The organism is Pseudomonas sp. W4I3, assembly GCF_030816195.1.
Classification (GTDB): domain Bacteria; phylum Pseudomonadota; class Gammaproteobacteria; order Pseudomonadales; family Pseudomonadaceae; genus Aquipseudomonas.
Genome location: NZ_JAUSXS010000001.1, coordinates 5,175,215 through 5,196,258, shown reverse-complemented (window position 1 = coordinate 5,196,258; position 21,044 = coordinate 5,175,215). Strand labels below are relative to the sequence as shown.

19 protein-coding genes are annotated in these 21,044 nt (G+C 61.2%); 16 read left to right on the top strand and 3 right to left on the bottom strand.

Going from position 1 to position 21,044, the window contains the following annotated elements:
- Window positions 1-6 precede the first annotated feature (6 nt).
- Complete coding sequence (locus QF045_RS23595; protein WP_306494275.1) at window positions 7-1,005, bottom strand: AraC family transcriptional regulator; 999 nt, start codon at window positions 1,003-1,005, stop codon at window positions 7-9.
- Between the two features lie 340 nt (window positions 1,006-1,345).
- Here QF045_RS23595 and QF045_RS23590 point away from each other — a divergent pair, with 340 nt between their 5' ends.
- The 5 genes from QF045_RS23590 to QF045_RS23570 all read left to right on the top strand — a co-directional run bounded on the left by QF045_RS23590 (window position 1,346) and on the right by QF045_RS23570 (window position 7,290).
- Complete coding sequence (locus tag QF045_RS23590; protein ID WP_306494274.1) at window positions 1,346-2,677, top strand: dicarboxylate/amino acid:cation symporter; 1,332 nt, start codon at window positions 1,346-1,348, stop codon at window positions 2,675-2,677.
- Between the two features lie 254 nt (window positions 2,678-2,931).
- Complete coding sequence (locus QF045_RS23585) at window positions 2,932-3,399, top strand: (2Fe-2S)-binding protein (protein WP_306494273.1); 468 nt, start codon at window positions 2,932-2,934, stop codon at window positions 3,397-3,399.
- On the top strand, window positions 3,396-5,717 hold the full coding sequence (locus QF045_RS23580) for a xanthine dehydrogenase family protein molybdopterin-binding subunit (protein ID WP_306494272.1): 2,322 nt from the start codon (window positions 3,396-3,398) through the stop codon (window positions 5,715-5,717). The genes QF045_RS23585 and QF045_RS23580 overlap by 4 nt, the downstream gene beginning before the upstream one ends.
- Window positions 5,717-6,703 carry an XdhC family protein gene (locus tag QF045_RS23575; protein WP_306494271.1) on the top strand — a complete coding sequence of 329 codons (987 nt, stop codon included), beginning with the start codon at window positions 5,717-5,719 and terminating at the stop codon, window positions 6,701-6,703. The genes QF045_RS23580 and QF045_RS23575 overlap by 1 nt, the downstream gene beginning before the upstream one ends.
- Entirely contained in the window at window positions 6,700-7,290 is a 591-nt protein-coding gene (locus tag QF045_RS23570; protein ID WP_306494270.1) for a nucleotidyltransferase family protein, read from the top strand. Before QF045_RS23575 ends, QF045_RS23570 begins: the two co-directional genes overlap by 4 nt.
- A gap of 214 nt (window positions 7,291-7,504) precedes the next feature.
- On the opposite strand, the gene rne is transcribed toward QF045_RS23570, so the two are convergent.
- Window positions 7,505-10,651, bottom strand: coding sequence for a ribonuclease E (gene rne / locus QF045_RS23565; RefSeq protein ID WP_306494269.1), 3,147 nt, complete (start codon window positions 10,649-10,651; stop codon window positions 7,505-7,507).
- A 767-nt stretch (window positions 10,652-11,418) separates the two neighbouring features.
- On the opposite strand from rne, the gene rluC reads away from it, so the two are divergent.
- Genes rluC through QF045_RS23550 form a run of 3 tightly spaced genes read left to right on the top strand, consistent with a single transcriptional unit; the run spans window position 11,419 to window position 14,031 of the window.
- On the top strand, window positions 11,419-12,378 hold the full coding sequence (gene rluC, locus QF045_RS23560; RefSeq protein ID WP_306494268.1) for a 23S rRNA pseudouridine(955/2504/2580) synthase RluC: 960 nt from the start codon (window positions 11,419-11,421) through the stop codon (window positions 12,376-12,378).
- The gene (locus QF045_RS23555; protein ID WP_306494267.1) at window positions 12,365-13,027 is read left to right on the top strand and encodes an HAD-IA family hydrolase; all 663 of its coding nucleotides are present in this window, start codon (window positions 12,365-12,367) and stop codon (window positions 13,025-13,027) included. The genes rluC and QF045_RS23555 overlap by 14 nt, the downstream gene beginning before the upstream one ends.
- Window positions 13,028-13,047: 20 nt before the next feature.
- Window positions 13,048-14,031, top strand: a complete 984-nt coding sequence (locus tag QF045_RS23550; protein WP_306494266.1) for a S49 family peptidase — start codon at window positions 13,048-13,050, stop codon at window positions 14,029-14,031.
- Between the two features lie 133 nt (window positions 14,032-14,164).
- Here the strand turns inward: QF045_RS23550 and QF045_RS23545 are convergent, their stop codons facing one another.
- Window positions 14,165-14,743, bottom strand: a complete 579-nt coding sequence (locus QF045_RS23545) for a nucleoside triphosphate pyrophosphatase (protein ID WP_306494265.1) — start codon at window positions 14,741-14,743, stop codon at window positions 14,165-14,167.
- A 105-nt stretch (window positions 14,744-14,848) separates the two neighbouring features.
- On the opposite strand from QF045_RS23545, the gene QF045_RS23540 reads away from it, so the two are divergent.
- The 8 genes from QF045_RS23540 (at window position 14,849) to pabC (ending at window position 21,043) form a co-directional block, all read left to right on the top strand.
- Window positions 14,849-15,379, top strand: a complete 531-nt coding sequence (locus tag QF045_RS23540) for a YceD family protein (RefSeq protein WP_306494264.1) — start codon at window positions 14,849-14,851, stop codon at window positions 15,377-15,379.
- Between the two features lie 13 nt (window positions 15,380-15,392).
- Entirely contained in the window at window positions 15,393-15,575 is a 183-nt protein-coding gene (rpmF, locus tag QF045_RS23535; protein WP_003179396.1) for a 50S ribosomal protein L32, read from the top strand.
- A gap of 4 nt (window positions 15,576-15,579) precedes the next feature.
- Entirely contained in the window at window positions 15,580-16,590 is a 1,011-nt protein-coding gene (plsX, locus tag QF045_RS23530) for a phosphate acyltransferase PlsX (protein ID WP_306494263.1), read from the top strand.
- Between the two features lie 126 nt (window positions 16,591-16,716).
- Complete coding sequence (fabD, locus tag QF045_RS23525) at window positions 16,717-17,655, top strand: ACP S-malonyltransferase (protein ID WP_306494262.1); 939 nt, start codon at window positions 16,717-16,719, stop codon at window positions 17,653-17,655.
- Window positions 17,656-17,681: 26 nt separating this feature from the next.
- The gene (fabG, locus tag QF045_RS23520) at window positions 17,682-18,425 is read left to right on the top strand and encodes a 3-oxoacyl-ACP reductase FabG (RefSeq protein WP_005790544.1); all 744 of its coding nucleotides are present in this window, start codon (window positions 17,682-17,684) and stop codon (window positions 18,423-18,425) included.
- A gap of 192 nt (window positions 18,426-18,617) precedes the next feature.
- A complete protein-coding gene (gene acpP, locus QF045_RS23515; protein ID WP_016973676.1) occupies window positions 18,618-18,854 on the top strand; it encodes an acyl carrier protein in 237 nt (78 codons plus the stop codon).
- Between the two features lie 129 nt (window positions 18,855-18,983).
- On the top strand, window positions 18,984-20,228 hold the full coding sequence (fabF, locus tag QF045_RS23510) for a beta-ketoacyl-ACP synthase II (protein ID WP_124387809.1): 1,245 nt from the start codon (window positions 18,984-18,986) through the stop codon (window positions 20,226-20,228).
- Window positions 20,228-21,043, top strand: coding sequence for an aminodeoxychorismate lyase (gene pabC, locus QF045_RS23505; RefSeq protein ID WP_306494261.1), 816 nt, complete (start codon window positions 20,228-20,230; stop codon window positions 21,041-21,043). Before fabF ends, pabC begins: the two co-directional genes overlap by 1 nt.
- The last annotated feature ends 1 nt before the right edge of the window (window position 21,044 follow it).

The following is a 21,044-nucleotide window of genomic DNA, read 5'->3' as shown; positions in this document are numbered from 1 at the left end:
ACCCTTCTAACTCTCTTGCGCCCGATAAGCCCCAGGCGTCAGCCCCGTCCACTTCTTGAACGCCCGATGAAACGCCGACGGCTCGGAAAACCCCAGCTGTTCTGCAATTTCCTGCAACGACAAGTCCGCTCGCCCCAAGTGATAAATGGCGATGTCGCGTCGTAACTCATCCTTCAACGCCTGAAAACTGGTGCCTTCCTCACGCAAATGCCGGCGCAGGGTCTGTGGGCTGATATGCAAATGCTGGGCGACGGCTTCCAGGTCCGGCCAGGGTGTGTGGTCGCGGCTCAGCAGGCGGCGCAACTGGCTGCTCAAGCTGTCGCCTTCGTCCGGCCGTGATAGCAGGTCGGCGGGGGAGCGCTCGAGAAAGTGCTTGAGGGTGCGTTCGTCCTGCAACAGCGGCAGGCTCAGGTAGCGGGCGGGGAATACCAGGCTGCTGTTCGGTGCGCCGAATATGAGGGGGCAGGGAAATAACAGGTCATATTCGCTGGCGTGGGTCGGCATCGAATAGCTGAAGGTGACCTGATGCAGCCGGATACGCTGGCCGATCAACCAACTGCCCAGGCGATGCCAGATCACCAGCAGGCATTCACTGAGAAAGTGGTCCGGGTCCCACAAGGTCGCGTCGTCCAGGCTCAATCGAACCATGTCGTCTTCTCTTGTCAGCTGCCAGCGCGGCCCGTGTGGGAATAGGCTATAAAATAATAAGCCGCGTTCCAGCGCCTTCTCCAGCGTGCGGCAATGGATCAGCGCATGACACATCATGGCGAAGGTGCCGCGCTTGCTCGGTCCGTCGGCGAAGCCCAGGTATTCGTCATCCAGCGCCAGCCAGAGCATTTGCAGCAACCGGGTAAATTGCTCCGGAGCAATACGCGCACGGGGTTCGTTCAGCAATTCGGGGGTGATGCCCGCCTGCTGCAGCAGGCCGCAGTAGTCGTAACCGGCTTGACGCGCGCCGCCCAGGGCGGCGCGGGCGAAATGACTGGCAATGGTGCGTTCACGCATGACAGGGCCTCATCCATGGAATGGCCGATGGTAGTCATCACCCTGCGAAGCGACAAGGCGGATATCCGCCAAATTCCAGGATGCGATTGGACTGCTCGGCGGAAAACCGCCACCTTGTCCGCGGTCTGAGACGGGCTCTGGAAACCTTCGGGCCTGATGTCTAAAGGCCTTCAGCGTATTTAAAGCAAAGTGGCACGACGTTTGCGATAAGGATTACAGCGCAGACGTGTTTTTGCAGGTCTCGCAAACAACAAATCCCTCCAGTGCAGGAGGGTTCGCAATTCAAGTGTCGTGGGCAATGGCGGATATTTGCCACACGGGACGATTGAGGAATTTTGCAATGACGACTCGTCAGCCAATCTACAAATCCCTGTATTTCCAGGTGATCGTTGCAATCGTTATCGGTATCTTGCTCGGTCACTTCTACCCAGAGACCGGCGTGGCCCTCAAGCCACTGGGTGACGGCTTTATCAAGCTGATCAAAATGGTCATCGCCCCGATTATCTTCTGCACCGTGGTCAGCGGCATCGCTGGCATGCAAAGCATGAAATCGGTCGGCAAAACCGGCGGCTACGCGCTGCTGTATTTCGAAATCGTTTCCACCATCGCCCTGCTGATTGGCCTGGTCGTGGTCAACGTTGTGCAGCCGGGCGCTGGCATGCACATCGACGTGGCAACCCTGGACGCTTCCAAAGTCGCTGCCTACGTGACTGCCGGTAAAGACCAGAGCATCGTCGGCTTTATCCTCAACGTGATTCCTAACACCATCGTCGGCGCCTTCGCCAACGGCGACATCCTGCAAGTGCTGATGTTCTCGGTGATCTTCGGTTTCGCCCTGCATCGCCTGGGTGCCTACGGCAAGCCGGTGCTGGACTTCATCGATCGTTTCGCCCACGTGATGTTCAACATCATCAACATGATCATGAAGCTCGCGCCAATCGGTGCCCTGGGCGCCATGGCGTTCACCATCGGCGCCTACGGTGTGGGTTCGCTGGTGCAGTTGGGCCAGTTGATGATCTGCTTCTACATCACGTGCGTGCTGTTCGTGCTGGTGGTGCTGGGCGCCATCTGCCGCGCCCACGGTTTCAGCGTGGTCAAGCTGATCCGCTACATCCGTGAAGAGCTGCTGATCGTTCTCGGCACGTCGTCTTCCGAGTCCGCACTGCCACGCATGCTGATCAAGATGGAGCGTCTGGGCGCGAAGAAATCCGTGGTCGGTCTGGTGATCCCAACCGGCTACTCGTTCAACCTGGACGGTACGTCGATCTACCTGACCATGGCGGCCGTGTTCATCGCCCAGGCGACCGACACCCATATGGACATCACCCACCAGATCACTCTGCTGCTGGTGCTGCTGTTGTCCTCCAAAGGCGCTGCGGGTGTGACGGGCAGTGGTTTCATCGTACTGGCTGCCACCCTGTCGGCCGTAGGCCACCTGCCGGTTGCCGGCCTGGCGCTGATCCTGGGCATCGACCGCTTCATGTCCGAAGCCCGTGCGCTGACCAACCTGGTGGGTAACGCCGTTGCCACCATCGTTGTGGCCAAGTGGGTCAACGAACTGGACACCGACAAGCTGCAAAGCGAACTGGCGTCCGGCGGTACCGGTATCTCCGACACCCGCCCGGAAGATGACCTGGGCGTGGCCGAAGGCCCTGCACCTGTGGTCAAGTAAGCCACTGATGGCGTGAACCTGCGCCGCTCAGTTATCCGCAAACGCCCCGACCTGTTCGGGGCGTTTGCGTTTCTGCCCGCTGACTTTCGAGCTTTTTGGTTTACATTAAGTAATTGATCCACCAAGGGCCCGGTGAAGACCTGTCTTCACAAGAGAGCCTCCTCAGCCTGAGCCAATCTGTGCGCACCGAACCGCGTGACCTCTTGCAACAGATTGCTCGCCCCTAACTATGCAATGAACAGGCGGGCGTGCCCATGATTACCCTGAAACTTAACGGTCAAGACCATCGACTGGACGTCACCGAGGATATGCCGCTGCTGTGGGCGATCCGCGATGTGGCGGGCTACAACGGCACCAAGTTCGGTTGCGGCATGGGCCTGTGCGGTGCCTGCACGATCCATATCGACGGTTCGCCCGCGCGCAGTTGCATCACCCCGATCGGCTCGGTCAAAGGCCAGGCGATCAGCACCATCGACAACCTGCACACCGATCCTGTCGGCCAGGTGGTACAGCAAGCCTGGCTGGACACCGCCGTGGCCCAGTGCGGTTACTGCCAGGGTGGGCAGATCATGTCGGCCACCGCGCTGCTCAAAACCAACCCCAATCCCAGTGACGAACAGATTGAGGAGGCCATGGTCGGCAACATTTGCCGTTGCGGCACCTACAACCGAATCAAGACCGCGATCCGCCAGGCAGCCACTCACCTGGGAGCCAAGGCATGAGCCGGTTACCCGCCGATTTCGTGCTCGCTAACCTCAGTCGTCGCGGCTTTCTCAAAGGTGCGGGCGCCACCGGTGCGCTGGTCATCGCCGCCAGCTGGGGCTTGCCTGATGCGTTCGCTGCCGATGCGGTCAAACCGTACGGCGGCGATGCGATGCCCAATGGGCTGATCGACGACCCCAAAGTCTACGTCAGCATTGCCACCGACGGCACGGTGACTGTGATGTGCAACCGTTCGGAGATGGGGCAGGGCGTGCGCACCAGTCTTAGCCTGGTGGTAGCCGATGAGCTGGAAGCCGATTGGGCCAAGGTGAAGGTCCAGCAAGCGCCGGGTGATGAGGTGCGTTATGGCAACCAGGACACCGACGGCTCGCGCAGCATGCGTCATTGGTATGAGCCGATGCGGCGTTGCGGCGCCAGCGTGCGGGCGATGCTGGAACAGGCCGCTGCCGAGCAGTGGAAGGTCCCGGTCAGCGAGTGCCGTGCGCAATTGCACAAGGTAATTCACCAACCGAGCGGTCGTGAGCTGGGCTATGGCGAGTTGGCCACCGCTGCCGGCGCGCTGGCCGTACCCGCACGTGACAGCCTGCGCCTCAAGCCGCCGACGGAGTTTCGCTATATCGGCAAAGAAGGCGTCAAGGCCATCGATGGCGTCGATATCGTCAACGGCAGCGCCGTCTACGGGGCCGACGTGCATTTCGACGGCATGCTCTACGCCACCATTGCACGGCCGCAGGTGTATGGCGGCAAGGTCAAATCCTTCGATGCCAGTGCGGCGCTGAAAGTCCCGGGCGTGATCAAGGTGCTGGAAATCGAAAGCCGGCCGATCCCGTCCGAATTCCAGCCCCTGGGTGGCGTGGCCGTGGTGGCCAGCAATACCTGGGCGGCGATCAAGGGGCGCGACGCGCTGAAGATCGTGTGGGACGACGGCGTCAACGCCGGCTACAACTCGGTGGATTACCGCAAGGAACTGGAAACCGCTGCCCGGCAGCCCGGTAAAGTGGTGCGTAACACCGGTACCCTCGACCAGGCCATGGGCGAGGCGGACAGCACCTTGGAGGCGGCCTACTACCTGCCGCACCTGGCGCAGTCGCCGATGGAGCCGATGGTCGCGGTCGCCCGTTTCGACAAGGGCCAGTGCGAAGCCTGGGCGCCGAGCCAGGCTCCGCAAGTTACTCGCGAACGCATTGCCGAGCGCCTGGGTGTGCCCTTCGATAGCGTGACGGTGAACGTGACCTTGCTGGGCGGCGGTTTCGGGCGCAAGTCCAAGCCGGATTTCGTCATCGAAGCCGCCGTACTGGCCAAGCAGTTTCCGGGCAAAGCCGTGCGCGTGCAGTGGACCCGTGAAGACGACATCCACAATTCCTATTTTCATACCGTGTCCGCCGAATACCTCAAGGCCGGCCTGAACAAAGACGGCCTGCCTGCCGCCTGGCTGCACCGTACGGTCGCGCCGAGCATCACGGCGCTGTTCGCACCGGGCATGAATCACGAAGCGGCGTTCGAGCTGGGCATGGGCTTTACCAACATGGCCTACGCCATTCCCAACGTGCGTCTGGAAAACCCTGAAGCGTCGGCGCATACGCGCGTGGGGTGGTACCGTTCTGTATCGAACATTCCCCATGGTTTCGCCATTCAGAGTTTCGTTGATGAGCTGGCGCACAAGGCCGGTCAGGACCCGTTGCAGTACCAGATCAAACTGCTCGGCCCGGACCGTCAGATTGATCCGAAAACCCTGAGCGACGAGTGGAACTACGGCGAATCCCCAGAGCGCTACCCGATCGACACCGCACGCCTGCGTGGCGTACTGGAAACCGCCGCCAAGGCCGCCGGCTGGGGGCGCAAGCTGCCCAAGGGGCGTGGCTTGGGGCTGGCGGTGCACTACAGCTTCGTCACCTACGTGGCGGCGGTGATCGAGGTGGAAGTCAAAGATGACGGTACGCTGATCGTGCACAAGGCCGATATCGCCGTGGACTGCGGCCCGCAGATCAACCCGGAACGCATCCGCTCGCAGTTCGAGGGCGCGTGTGTCATGGGCTTGGGTAATGCGGTGCTGGGCGAGATCAGTTTCAAGGACGGCAAGGTCCAGCAAGACAATTTCCATATGTACGAAGTGGCGCGCATGTCCCTGGCGCCCAAAGAAATCGCCGTACACCTGGTGACGCCGGCAGGCGAAGTGCCGCTCGGCGGTGTCGGTGAACCCGGCGTACCGCCGATTGCGCCGGCGTTGTGCAATGCGATCTTCGCGGCGACCGGCCAACGTATCCGTAGCCTGCCGGTACGCTATCAGTTGCAGGGTTGGCAGGAGGCGAAGGCCTGATGGACAGTGTGGACCTGAATGTCTTGCGCAGCGTGCTCCAATGGCGCCGCGCCGGGCAACGCGTGATTCTGTACAGCGTGGTGCAGACCTGGGGCAGCGCGCCGCGCCCACCGGGGGCGATGCTGGCCTTACGCGGCGATGGGGTGGTGATAGGCTCGGTATCCGGCGGCTGCATCGAAGATGACTTGATCGCACGCTTGCAGGATGGCCGCTTGCCCGACGACGGCCCGCCCGTGCAATTGGTGACTTACGGCGTCACCCGCGATGAGGCGGCGCGTTTCGGCCTGCCCTGCGGCGGCACCCTGCGCCTGACCGAAGAGCGGGTGGATGACTGGGAGTGGGTCGAGCAATTGCTGGCGCGCTGCGAGGATCATCAGATCGTTGCGCGGGAGCTGAACCTGGCCACTGGCAAAGTGACCCTGACTGCCGCGAGCAAGACCGATGGGGTGACCTTTGACGAGCAACGCCTGCGCGCGATTTACGGGCCGCGCTGGCGCCTGCTGTTGATCGGCGCTGGGCAGCTGTCGCGCTACGTAGCGGAAATGGCGCGCCTGCTCGACTTCGAAGTGCTGATCTGCGACCCGCGTGAAGAGTTTGTCTATGGTTGGGAGGAACAGCACGGCCGCTTCGTGCCGGGCATGCCCGATGAAGCGGTGCTCAATATCCAGACCGACGAACGCACGGCGATCGTCTGCCTGACCCACGACCCACGCCTGGATGACATGGCGTTGCTCACCGCGTTGAATTCCAGCGCGTTCTACATTGGCGCACTGGGATCGCGGGTCAACACGCAGAAACGCCGGGAAAACCTGGCCGCGCTGGGGTTGTCGGCGGATGCGATCGCGCGCTTGCATGGGCCGATCGGCTTGCACATCGGCAGCCATACGCCGGCGGAAATCGCGCTGTCGCTCATGGCGGAAATCGTCGCGATCAAGAACGGCGTGGTGCCTTTGCAGCAGAAGCCGCTGCCAGTGATTGCCGAGTGACCATCACGGCGATCGTGCTGGCGGCGGGGCAGGGCAGTCGCTTTCGCGCCGAGGCCGGTGCGGACCGGGATAAATTGCTGGCGGAGTGCGTCGGCCTGGACGGCGTGACGCGGCCGGTGATCGAGCAGGTATTGGTGAATCTGCCAGCCAGCGTGACGGAGCGCTGGGTGGTGACCTCGCCGGATCGTGACCCCGTCATTCGGTTGGCTCAGGCATATGGTTGCAAGGTCTTGCTGCTGCAGTCGGCCGGCATGGGCGACAGTATTGCAGCGGCGGTTGCGGCCAGTGGTTCTGCCCAGGGGTGGTTGGTGGTGCTCGGAGACATGCCGTTTATTCGATCCACCAGCATCGAGCGGGTGATCGATGCGCTGGAGGCGGGTGGCATCAGCGTGCCGGTGCAGGCGGGTGAGTATGGGCATCCCGTGGCCTTTGACCGTGCGTTGGGCGAAGATTTGATGGCGCTGACCGGGGATCGCGGTGCAAAACGACTGTTTGCGTGTGCTTCGGTGAGTGAAGTGCCGCTGGAGGATGGCGGCGTTCTCTGGGATGTGGACGTGCCACAACGCTTGAATTTCAATGCGCACTGAAAGATAGGAAGGGCTTGCCATGGCTTTTTGTAGGAGCGAGCGAGCTTGCTCGCGAAGAACTCAGGGCGCTCGCGTTAATCCAGAATGAACGCGTTGCCTGGACGTTTTTCGCGAGCAAGCTCGCTCCTACAGTGAAGCATCGTTGCTTGTGACTATTGGCCATAAAAAAGCCCCGCCTGATCACTCAGGCGGGGCTTTTTAATGGCTGATGGAATCAGACGAGGGGTTTAGGCTCGTGCTCTGCTTCCAGGGCCTTGTGCTCCACTGCCGCGGCGGCGGCAGCCTCGGCTTCCTTGCGACGACGACGCACTTCACGTGGATCGTTCGGCGCGCGGCCGTTCTCGGTCAGTGCGCTTGCCGGTGCGGCTTCGACCACTGGGGCAGCTTCTTCGGCGACCACAGGGGCTTCAACCACTGGCGCAGGTTCCACGACCGGCGTTGGCTCAACCACTGGGGCAGCTTCTTCAACCGCGACTTCGGCAACCGGAGCCGGCGCTTCTTCGACTACCGGAGCAGGCGCAGGCGCTTCAACCGGGGCGGCAGGTTCGGCGGTCCACTGGAAGGCGGTCTGTTCTTCGCGAACTTCACGCACGGCCGGGGCAGCTTCTTCGGCAGCCGGAGCTTCGACGACTGCTTCAACCACTGGCTCAGGCTCGATGACCGGAGCAGGCTCAACGGCAACCGGTGCGGTTTCCGGTTGAGCGTCGCGTACCGGTGCCACTTCCACTTCCGGAACCACTGGGGTTTCGATCGGGGTAGTGGCTTCGACCACGGGTGCTTCTACCACTGGCGCTTCAATCACTGCTGTTTCGGCGACAGGCGCTTCTACTGCGGCGGTTTCCTCGACAGCAGCGGTAGCGCGCTCAGCCTGCTCATGAGCCTGGGCTTCAGCCGGTGCGCTGATGACCGTGCTGGCCACGGCGGCAGTCACGGCCAGGCCGGCGGCCAGTTCGTCGCCGGTCGGTTCGTTGTTGCCAGCTTCTGCGTTCTCGCCGGCTTCTTCCGAGCCTTCGATCACGTTGCCGTTGGCATCACGTTGACGCTCGCGACGGTTGCTACGACGACGCTGACCACGGGAACGGCGGCGTGGACGATCGCCTTCGGCGTTGTCCTGACCGTCGTCCTGCAGTTGCTCTTCGCCGGTCAGCACTTCTTCTTCTTCTTCACTGACGGCAGCGGCTTGCTCGGCGCGCGGTTGACGCTCTTCACGCGGGGCACGTGGTTGACGCTCCTCACGTGGCGCGCGTTCTTCACGCGGCTGGCGAGCCGGGCGTTCTTCGGTGGTAGCGGCTGCGGCTGCGGCCACGGCAGGTGCGGCGTCCAACGGCTCGCGCAGTTCACGCACACGCTCTTCACGCTCGCCACGCGGCTTGCGATCTTCACGCGGGGCGCGTGGAGTACGCGGTGCACGCTCTTCGCGAGGTGCGCGTTCTTCACGGGCTACGGTCGGTGTTTCTTCACGGGCTTCGCGAGGAGCACGTTCTTCGCGTGGCGCGCGTTCTTCACGCGGGGCACGTTCTTCGCGCGGCTTGCGCTCTTCGTCGCGACGACCGTTGCGGTTACGGCTCTGCTGACGACCGTTGCGACGCTCTTCGTTGCGCGCAGGGCGTTCGGTGGTGGTTTTTTCAACCACAACCGGAGCGACCGGCTCTTCCTTGGTGGCGAACAGGCTGACCAGCGATTTCACCAGGCCTTTGAACAGGCTTGGCTCAGGCATGGCGGCCGGCGCGGCAACCGGAGCGGCAACTTCGGTCGGCACCGGTGCGTTGGCGCGGGCCGGCGCGGTCTTTACGGCGGCTTCCTGGCGGACCAGGGTGCGGGTCGCAGCGGCTGGCTGGACTTCTTCGACTTCGGCAGCCGCCGCGGCGATTTCGTAGCTGGACTGGCCGCTGTGGGCTTCAGGGCTATCATCGCGCAGGCGCTGCACTTCGAAGTGCGGCGTCTCGAGGTGATCGTTCGGCAGGATGACGATACGGGCACGGGTGCGCAGTTCGATCTTGGTGATCGAGTTGCGTTTTTCGTTGAGCAGGAAGGCGGCCACCGGGATCGGCACTTGTGCGCGAACTTCGGCGGTGCGGTCTTTCAGGGCTTCTTCTTCGATCAGGCGCAGGATCGCCAGGGACAGCGATTCAACGTCACGGATGATGCCGGTGCCGTTGCAACGCGGGCAGACGATGCCGCTGCTCTCGCCCAGGGATGGACGCAGGCGCTGACGGGACATTTCCAGCAGGCCGAAGCGCGAGATGCGGCCGACTTGCACGCGGGCACGGTCGGCTTCCAGGCATTCGCGGACTTTCTCTTCCACGGCGCGCTGGTTCTTGGCAGGGGTCATGTCGATGAAGTCGATCACGATCAGGCCGCCGATGTCACGCAGGCGCAGCTGGCGGGCGATTTCTTCAGCCGCTTCCAGGTTGGTCTGCAGGGCGGTTTCTTCGATGTCGCTGCCTTTCGTGGCGCGCGCCGAGTTGATGTCGATGGACACCAGGGCTTCGGTCGGGTCAATCACGATGGAGCCGCCGGAAGGCAGTTCGACCACGCGCTGGAAAGCGGTCTCGATCTGGCTTTCGATCTGGAAGCGGTTGAACAGCGGAACGCTGTCTTCGTACAGCTTGATCTTGCTGGCGTACTGCGGCATTACCTGGCGGATGAAGGTCAGGGCTTCGTCCTGGGCTTCAACGCTGTCGATCAGCACTTCGCCGATGTCCTGGCGCAGGTAGTCACGGATGGCGCGGATGATCACGTTGCTTTCCTGGTAGATCAGGAACGGCGCGGAACGATCCAGGGAGGCTTCTTTGATGGCGGTCCACAGTTGCAGCAGGTAGTCGAGGTCCCACTGCATTTCTTCGCTGCTGCGGCCTAAGCCTGCAGTGCGCACGATCAGGCCCATGTCGGCCGGTGCGATCAGGCCGTTCAGCGCTTCACGCAGTTCGTTGCGCTCTTCGCCTTCGATGCGACGGGAAATGCCGCCGGCACGCGGGTTGTTCGGCATCAGCACCAGGTAACGGCCAGCCAGGCTGATGAAGGTGGTCAGGGCGGCGCCCTTGTTGCCACGTTCTTCTTTCTCGACCTGAACGATGACTTCCTGGCCTTCGCTCAGGACGTCCTTGATGTTCACGCGGCCTTCGGGGGCTTTCTTGAAGTATTCGCGGGAGATTTCTTTGAGGGGCAGGAAGCCGTGGCGCTCGGAGCCGAAATCGACAAAGGCAGCCTCAAGGCTTGGTTCGATGCGAGTAATACGGCCTTTATAGATGTTGGCTTTCTTTTGCTCGCGCGCACCGGATTCGATGTCCAGGTCGTAGAGGCGTTGGCCATCTACCAGTGCAACACGCAACTCTTCGGGTTGAGTTGCGTTAATCAGCATTCTTTTCATGTTGTACCGTCGGTTTCCGGGCTGCCGGAAACGGCGTTCGGCACACACGACTTCTCACGGTCGGTGTCAGGTGCGTCAAGAGTGGTTGGCCACTCCAGTGTCCAGCAAAACCTGCCAATTGGGCGGGTATCGCGACGGACGCGTCCTGCTTGTTAGCGGCGGTGACAAAGGCACCACTTCAACAAAAGCTAAGGTCAGGAGGAGGAATCAACCGGCGACTGTGGACGAGATGAAGCGTCTAAATATAAGCCTAGTGCTACACGGTCCGACGGTTGTGCATCTCCACCCTACACGTATCCCTGATAATTCGGGTGCTGCCGCGCGCAGAATCCGCAGCGGGTTGGCATTTACCGTGTTCTCCAATGGGGAGTCCACGCTCATGGCTAAACAAGACTAGGTGTGGGCGGTTGCGCTCTCACTCAGCTCTTAACAGGCGTTGTTTCCGAAGCATTCGCCATGGTCTGGCTCAAAACTGACTGCACTTTGTGAACTGGCCGTAAATATCGGCGCGCAAGGCGAGTATTCACTCTGCTTTGCGCACTCGCTTCAGGCCTCATGTCACCTGCGCTTGTTACAATCCCAAGCCTTCCAAGGTGGCGAACACCCCGTAGGACGGCCTCGCGTCCTGATGAATTGCGATGGTCAGGGCCGGCAGTTTGCCGCAAGTCCTCTGTCCAGGCCGCTTTTGGCGGCGTTCGCGACTATAGCAGCAATGATTAAGTGCTTCAATTCCATAAAAAATTGTTATCATCGCCGCCATGACGACTACCGCCCCCCAGACCCCCAGCGTCCAGTTGCTCGAGGTCTCGCCGGAATATGCCGGCCAACGCATCGATAATTTTCTCCTGGCCAGGCTCAAAGGCGTGCCCAAGACCTTGATTTACCGCATCTTGCGCAAAGGCGAAGTGCGCGTGAACAAGGGCCGGATCAAGCCCGAGTACAAGTTGCAGGCGGGCGATATCGTCCGGGTGCCGCCAGTGCGCGTGCCTGAGCGCGACGAGCCGGTGCCGCTGGCCCAGGGACTGCTGCAGCGCCTGGAAGCCTCAATTGTCTTTGAAGACAACAAGCTGATCGTGATCAACAAGCCTTGCGGCATCGCCGTTCATGGCGGCAGCGGCTTGACTTTCGGTGTGATCGAAGCCTTCCGTCAATTGCGCCCGGATGCCAAGGAGCTCGAGTTGGTCCATCGACTGGACCGCGACACCTCCGGCCTGCTGATGATCGCCAAGAAACGCAGCATGCTGCGCCACCTGCACACCGCTCTGCGTGGCGACGGTGTGGACAAGCGCTACATGGCGCTGGTGCGTGGCAACTGGGCCAGCTCCATCAAGAGCGTTCGCGCGCCGTTGCAGAAGAGCAACCTGCGCTCCGGCGAACGCATGGTGGAGGTCGATGAGGAGGGTAAAGAAGCCCTGACCCTGTTCAAGGTCCTGCGCCGCTTCGGTGACTTCGCCACCATGGTCGAAGCCAAGCCGGTGACTGGGCGTACCCACCAGATTCGCGTGCACACCCGGCATGCCGGTCACTGCATCGCCGGTGACACCAAATACGGTGATGAAGATTTTTCCAAGGAAATCCGCGATCTGGGCGGCAAGCGTCTGTTCCTGCACGCCTACATGCTGACCGTGCCGTTGCCCGATGGCGGTGAGCTGAAGCTGCAGGCGCCAGTCGATGAGATGTGGGCCAAGACCGTGGAGCGTTTGAGTGTCGCACCTTGATTACAAGCTGCTGATTTTCGACTGGGACGGGACGCTGGCCAACTCTATCGGGCGGATTGTCGAATCGATGCACATGGCCTCGACCCGCTCCGGCTTCGAGCTGTGCAGTGACCTGGCGGTCAAGAGCATCATCGGCCTCGGCTTGCCTGAGGCCATCCGCACCCTGTACCCGCAGATCGATGACCCGCAACTGATCGCGTTTCGGCAGCACTATGCGGACCACTACATCGCCCTTGAAGCTGAGCCTTCGCCGTTGTTCGACGGTGTGAGGCAATCCCTGGAGGCGTTCCGTGACCAGGGCTATTACCTCGCCGTAGCCACCGGCAAGGCCCGGCGTGGGCTGGACCGGGTGCTCAAGGCGCATGGCTGGGACGATTATTTCGACATTACCCGTGCCGCGGATGAAACCGCCAGCAAGCCTCACCCTCTGATGCTGGAGCAGATCCTGGCTCACTGCGGTGTAGCGCCGCGCCAGGCATTGATGGTGGGGGATGCGTCCTTCGACCTGATGATGGCGCGCAACGCTGGCATGGACAGCGTGGCCGTCAGTTACGGCGCCCAGGCGGCCGAAGCCTTGCAGCAATATGAGCCCAGGCTGACGATCAATCATTTTTCTGAACTGCAGGCCTGGCTCGGTCGGGCTCAATAAGTTTTGCTGGGGTTAATGGCATGAGTGACGAGTGGAAAGCGCCTGAAAAGGTCGATAGCAGTGACGACAAGAGCTGGAAGTTGCTGGAAAAGACCTTGCTGGCCAGCGTGCAGGAGCAGCGTCGCTCGCGGCGTTGGGGGATTTTCTTCAAGCTGCTGACCTTTGTTTACCTGCTGGGCATGCTGGCGTTGTTCAGCCCGCTGATGGATATGGAAAAAAGCGCCACCCGTGGCAGCCACTACACCGCACTGATCGAAGTGCGCGGTGTGATTGCCGACAAGGAACCCGCCAGCGCCGACAATATTGTCAGCAGCTTGCGTGCCGCGTTCGAAGATTCCAAAGTCAAGGCGGTGATCCTGCGCATCAATAGCCCGGGCGGCAGCCCAGTGCAGTCTGGTTATGTGTATGACGAGATTCGTCGTCTGCGCGCCCTGCATCCTGATACCAAGCTTTATGCGGTGATTTCGGATCTGGGGGCTTCGGGTGCCTATTACATTGCCAGCGCCGCCGACCAGATCTACGCGGACAAGGCCAGCCTGGTGGGCTCCATTGGCGTGACGGCGGCCGGCTACGGCTTTGTCGGCACCATGGAGAAATTGGGTGTGGAGCGTCGCACCTACACGTCCGGCGAGCATAAGGCATTCCTCGATCCGTTCCAGCCGCAAAAGGCCGATGAAACCCAGTTCTGGCAGGGCGTGCTCGACACCACCCATCGTCAGTTCATTGCCAGCGTCAAGCAGGGCCGTGGCGATCGGTTGAAAGACAAGGAGCATCCGGAGCTGTTCTCCGGACTCGTGTGGTCGGGCGAGCAGGCGTTGCCGCTGGGCCTGATCGACGGCCTGGGCAGTGCCAGCTCAGTGGCGCGAGACGTGGTCGGCGAGAAAGAGCTGGTGGATTTCACCGTCGAAGAATCGCCGTTTGACCGCTTCTCCAAGAAGCTCGGCGCCAGCGTGGCGGAGAAATTAGCCTTGTACATGGGCTTCCAAGGCCCAACCCTGCGCTGATACCTCAAGCCGGGTGCAGATCCAAATGTGGGAGGGGGCTTGCTCCCGATGGCGGTGTGTCAGTCACAGATAAGCTGGCTGATCCACTGCTATCGGGGGCAAGCCCCCTCCCACATTGGGTTTTGCGACGGGCTCAGGGAATTTGCACACCCTCAGTCAGCAGCATGTCCACCAGGCGGATCAGCGGCAGGCCCACAAGGCTGGTGGCATCCGGCCCTTCGGTGCTCTGGAACAGGCTCACGCCCAATCCCTCAGCCTTGAAACTGCCCGCGCAGTCGTACGGCTGTTCGGTGCGCAGGTAACGCTCGATGCGTTCTGCATCCAGCTCGCGCATGTGCACGGTAAAGGGTATGCAGTCGACCTGGCAGTGCCCGGTCTGGCTGTTGAGCAGTGCCAGGCCGGTGAGGAAGCTGACCCGCTTGCCACTCGCCGCCAGCAGTTGCGCGCGGGCGTTCTCGAAAGTGTGGGGTTTGCCGATGATCCGGCCCTCGAGCGCTGCGACCTGGTCGGAGCCGATGATCAAGTACCCTGGATAGTTGCCGGCCAGTGCGCGGGCTTTCTGTTCTGCCAGGCGCTTGACCAGCGCCACGGCGGATTCATCCGGGCGGTGACTTTCGTCGATATCCGGCGAGCTGCAGGTGAATGGCAGATGCAGGCGGCTCAGCAATTGCCGGCGATAAACCGAGCTGGATGCCAGTAATAAAGGCAGCATATACGTCTCCTCAGGACAGTCGCAGATTCTAGCGGCGTGACCGGCTGACGCACAGGGCTGAATTTCCTTTGACATGGCTGGGTGCATCCCTATAATGCTGCGCCTATGTTGAATGACCCGATTCCACCTCACGTTGACCCGCGCAAATTGGCTGATCGTGGCACCTCCCTTCAAGGTGAGTTGCTGCTGGCCGATTTGGAGAGACTCTGCGACCCGCTTTCCGACACTGTCGGTACGGTCCAGGCTAAATTCGTTTTTGAACGAGATGAACGTAAATCTGTGGTGATCCACAGCGTTATCGACACCGAAGTCAAAATGGTTTGCCAGCGTTGTCTTGAGCTGGTCACCCTGCCGATCCATAGCGAGTGCAGTTATGCTGTGGTGAAGGAGGGTGCGAATACCCAGTCGTTGCCGAAAGGTTATGACGTGCTGGAACTGGGCGAAGATCCTTTGGATCTGCATGCACTGATCGAGGAGGAGCTTTTGCTCGCCTTGCCCATTGTGCCTGCTCATCATCCGGAAGAATGCCAGCAGCCGGCGGGCCTCGATGACGAGCCCGAACCGAGCGAGGACGAGGTAACGCGGTCCAACCCGTTCAGTGTATTGGCGCAGTTAAAGCGTGACCCAAACGTTTAGGAGTTAATCAATTATGGCTGTTCAGCAGAACAAAAAATCCCGCTCCGCCCGTGACATGCGCCGTTCGCACGACGCTCTCGAGGCAAGCACCCTGTCCGTGGAAAAGACCACCGGTGAAGTTCACCTGCGTCACCACGTATCGCCAGAAGGCGTATACCGTGGCCGTAAAGTGATCGACAAGGGCGCTGACGAGTAATCACTTGTCTGCTCAAGTCATCGCGATTGACGCAATGGGCGGGGACTTCGGTCCCCGCAGCATTGTTCAGGCCTGCATTGCCAGCCTGTCTGCAACCCCCTCGCTGCACCTGACCCTCGTCGGTCAAGCCTCCCTTCTTGAAGAACTGATTGCCAGCCATCCGGCGGTGGATCGCGCGCGCCTGACTGTTACAGCGGCCAGCGAAACCATCACCATGGATGAAAAGCCGGCGGCGGCCCTGCGCGGCAAGCCCGACTCGTCCATGCGGGTGGCGTTGGAGTTGCTGCGCGACGGCAAGGTGCAGGCCTGTGTCAGTGCAGGCAATACTGGCGCGCTGATGGCTTTGTCGCGGCATGTGCTCAAGACACTGCCGGGCATTGATCGGCCCGCCATGGTGGCCGCGATTCCGACGCAGAAAGGTTATTGCCAGTTGCTGGACCTGGGCGCAAACGTCGATTGCAGTGCCGAGCACCTGTTGCAGTTCGCTGTGATGGGGTCGGTGGCCGCCGAAGCGCTCGGCGTGGTCCGCCCGCGGGTGGCGCTGTTGAACATCGGTACCGAAGACATCAAGGGCAATCAGCAGGTCAAGCTGGCGGCCACCTTGCTGCAAGGCGCGCCAGGCTTGAACTACATCGGCTTTGTCGAAGGTGACGGTTTGTACCGTGGCGAAGCGGATGTCGTGGTGTGCGACGGGTTCGTCGGCAATATCCTGCTCAAATCCAGCGAAGGCTTGGCGACCATGATTGCCACGCGCATCGAAGCACTGTTCAAGCAGAACATGGCGTCGCGCCTGGTCGGCGCGCTGGCGCTGCCGTTGATGCGCCGCCTGCAGGCCGACCTGGCCCCGGCGCGGCATAATGGCGCAAGTTTTCTGGGCTTGCAGGGCATTGTGGTAAAAAGCCATGGCTCGGCGGGCGTGGAAGGCTTTCAAAGCGCGATTGCGCGGGCCCTGATCGAGATCCAGGAGAACCTGCCGCAGCGCTTGCACGGTCGTCTGGAGGACCTGTTGCCTTAGGCGAATTGGTCCGGGAGTGCTTAAATGTGACCGGCCAGTTCAATTGACCATCCAATCTGTCAGTTTCGTGCGCTCCCACCGTAGGAGTGACCATTTTTGACGACCAGATCATTAGGGGCTTGTTACATGTCTACATCCCTCGCATTCGTCTTTCCAGGGCAGGGTTCGCAGTCCCTCGGCATGTTGGCCGAGCTGGGCGCGCAATACCCGCTGGTCCTGGATACCTTCAAGGAAGCTTCCGATGCCCTGGGTTACGACCTGTGGGCCTTGACCCAGCAGGGGCCGGAAGAGCAACTCAATCAAACCGATAAAACCCAGCCCGCCATTCTGACCGCTTCAATCGCCCTGTGGCGCTTGTGGCTGGCCGAAGGCGGCGCGCGCCCGGCATTCGTCGCCGGTCACAGCCTGGGCGAATACAGCGCACTGGTCGCAGCGGGCAGCCTGACCCTCGGTGAAGCGGTCAAGCTGGTCGAGCGTCGTGGTCAGTTGATGCAGGAGGCCGTTCCGGCCGGGCAGGGCGGTATGGCTGCCATTCTGGGTCTGGACGATAACGTGGTGATCCAAGCGTGCGCCGAAGCGGCACAGGGCGAAGTGGTCAGCGCCGTGAACTTCAACTCGCCGGGCCAGGTGGTCATCGCGGGCGCCAAGGCGGCGGTCGAGCGTGCCATTGAAGGCTGCAAGGCCCGTGGCGCCAAGCGTGCGCTGCCGTTGCCGGTGAGCGTGCCGTCGCACTGCGAACTGATGCGCCCGGCCGCCGAGCGTTTTGCCGAGTCTATCGCCGCCATCAACTGGCAGGCGCCGCAGATCCCGCTGGTGCAGAACGTCAGCGCGGCGGTTGCCCCTGACCTGGACACCCTCAAGCGCGACCTGCTGGAGCAACTCTACAAGCCGGTACGTTGGGTTGAATCGGTGCAGACTCTGGCCGCCAATGGCGCCATCGAGCTGGTCGAATGCGGTCCGGGCAAAGTCCTGGCCGGCCTGAACAAGCGCTGCGCCGATGGCGTGTCGACCGCCAACCTCAATACCCCTGAAGCCTTCGCTGCCGCTCGCGCGGCACTGGCCTGAGCCCCCCGAAATTAGGAGAAGCCTGCATGAGTCTGCAAGGTAAAGTTGCACTGGTTACCGGCGCAAGCCGTGGCATTGGTCAGGCCATCGCCCTGGAACTGGGCCGTCAGGGCGCCGTCGTGATCGGCACCGCCACTTCCGCCTCGGGCGCCGAGCGTATCGCCGCGACCCTGAAGGAAAACGGCGTGCAGGGCACTGGTCTTGAGCTGAATGTGACCAGCGATGAGTCCGTAGCGGCCGTACTCGCCGAGATCACCGCTCAGTTCGGTGCGCCGGCGATTCTGGTGAACAACGCCGGTATCACCCGCGATAACCTGATGATGCGCATGAAAGACGACGAGTGGTACGACGTGGTCGATACCAACCTGAACAGTCTGTTTCGCCTGTCCAAGGGTGTTTTGCGCGGCATGACCAAGGCCCGTTGGGGTCGAATTATCAATATTGGCTCCGTAGTGGGTGCCATGGGCAACGCAGGCCAAGTAAACTACGCTTCGGCCAAGGCCGGCTTGGAAGGTTTCAGTCGTGCGCTGGCGCGTGAAGTCGGTTCGCGGTCGATTACGGTAAACTCGGTGGCCCCAGGGTTCATCGATACCGATATGACTCGCGAACTGCCGGAAGCGCAGCGTGAAGCCTTGCTGACGCAGATTCCGCTGGGCCGTCTGGGTCAGGCTCAAGAGATCGCGAACGTGGTCACTTTCCTGGCATCCGACGGTGCGGCATACGTGACTGGGGCTACAATCCCAGTGAACGGCGGGATGTACATGAGTTAAATTGTGACGGATCGCTTCAAAAATATGTCATACGAGCTGTCTAAAATCCGTTATAAAGCTGCAACTTAATTTATAGGCAGGTGGCCGAGCGGGTACAGGGTGAAAGCTTTCGGTTGAAAAGCTGAAATGGCTTTCTATACACTTACCCACTGGCCAGCTGCCTGAATTTGTCCATTAGGAGTTAAACAAGGTATGAGCACCATCGAAGAGCGCGTCAAGAAAATCGTTGCCGAGCAACTGGGCGTTAAAGAAGAAGAAGTGACCAACTCTGCTTCCTTCGTAGAAGACCTGGGTGCCGATTCCCTTGACACCGTTGAGCTGGTGATGGCTCTGGAAGAGGAATTCGAGACCGAAATCCCGGACGAAGAAGCTGAAAAAATCACTACTGTTCAAGCTGCTATCGACTACGTTACTGCCCACCAGGCGTAATAGTTTGTAGTCGTCGCTTGCTTTAAGGGAAAAACCGCACTGCTGTAACGGCGTGCGGTTTTTTCTTTAAACGGTGACGAAAAAGTACGCTGCGAAGCAAAGTGTCGTCATTAGAAAAAGGAGAGTGCTGTGTCGCGTAGACGCGTCGTAGTCACCGGTATGGGTATGTTGTCGCCTCTGGGCACGGATGTGCCAAGCAGTTGGCAGGGCATTCTGGCTGGCCACAGTGGTATTGGTCTGATCGAACACACGGACCTTTCTGCCTATTCCACCCGTTTTGGCGGCTCGGTAAAGGGCTTCAATGTCGAGGAATATCTCTCGGTCAAGGAATCCCGCAAGCTCGACCTGTTCATTCAGTACGGCCTGGCAGCCGGTTTTCAGGCGGTGCGTAATGCCGGCCTTGAAGTGACCGACGCCAACCGTGACCGTATCGGCGTGGCCATGGGTTCGGGCATTGGTGGTCTGACCAATATCGAAGAAACCAGTCGCACGCTGCACGATTCCGGCCCCCGTCGAATTTCACCGTTCTTCGTGCCGGGCTCGATCATCAATATGATTTCCGGTTTCCTGTCCATCCACTTGGGCGCACAGGGGCCTAACTACGCCATCGCAACGGCGTGCACCACGGGCACTCACTGCATCGGCATGGCGGCGCGCAACATCGCCTACGATGAGGCCGACGTGATGATCGCCGGTGGCGCCGAGATGGCCGCCTGCGGCCTGGGTATGGGCGGCTTCGGCGCGTCCCGTGCGCTGTCGACCCGCAACGACGAGCCGACCCGCGCCAGCCGTCCCTGGGACAAGGGCCGTGACGGTTTCGTGCTGTCCGACGGTGCCGGTGCCCTGGTATTGGAAGAGCTGGAGCACGCCAAGGCGCGTGGCGCCACCATCTATGCCGAGCTGATCGGGTTTGGCATGAGCGGCGACGCCTACCACATGACCTCGCCACCGGCCGACGGTGCGGGTGCTGCGCGCTGCATCACCAACGCCCTGCGCGATGCGAAGGTCAACGCCGACCAAGTGCAGTACATCAACGCCCATGGCACTTCGACGCCAACCGGCGACCTGGCGGAAGCCGAGGCCATCAAATCGGTATTCGGCGAGCACGCTTATAAGCTGGCGGTCAGCTCCACCAAGTCCATGACCGGCCATCTGCTGGGTGCGGCGGGCGCGGTCGAGGCGATCTTCAGCGTGATGGCTATCAAGGACCAGGTCGCTCCGCCGACCATCAACCTTGACGAGCCGGACGAAGGGTGTGACCTGAACTTCGTGCCGCACGAAGCGCAACCGATGCCGATTGACGTGGTGATCTCCAACTCGTTCGGGTTTGGTGGCACCAACGGCTCGCTGGTGTTCCGCCGGTTCGCCGAGTGATGCACAGCTGGGTCGACGGTCAGCCAGCGGACAGCGTGCCCCTGAAAGATCGCGGCCTGGCGTACGGCGATGGTGTGTTTGAAACCATCGCGGTCAAGGCTGGGCAGCCGCTGCTGCTTGACCGTCACCTGCAGCGTCTGCAGGAAGGTTGCAGGCGCCTCGCACTGGCGGGGGATCACGCTCTGGTGCGTAGCGAGGTGCTCGCCTATGCCGCCGCCCTTGGCGATGGCGTGCTCAAGTTGATTCTGACCCGTGGCGACAGCCAGCGGGGTTATGGCATCAACCCCGATGCCGCTTTACGCCGTATCTTGCAGGGCAGTCCGCCTGCCGCTTATCCCCAATCCCATGCCACCGACGGCATCCGCCTGTTCGCGTGCGCCACGCGCTTGGCCGAACAACCGCTACTGGCCGGGCTCAAGCACCTCAATCGTCTTGAGCAGGTGATTGCCCGCGCCGAATGGCGTGATGCCGAGCATGCCGAAGGCTTGATGCTGGATATGTCCGGTCGCGTCATCGAAGGCGTGTTCAGCAACCTGTTCCTGGTGCGCAACGGCTTGTTACTAACCGCTGATCTGACGCGTTGCGGCGTTGCCGGCGTGATGCGCGCCGAGATTCTCGCTCAGGCAGATGTCCTGAGCATCCCGCTGGCCGTGGCCGACATCAGCCTTGAGCAATTGCAGCAAGCCGATGAAGTCTTTGTGTGCAACAGCGTTTATGGCATCTGGCCGGTACGCGAGTACGCGGGGATGAGCTGGTCGGTTGGGCCGCTCACCCGTAAACTGCAGGGTATTGTTCGCGCGCTATTGGATATTTGAG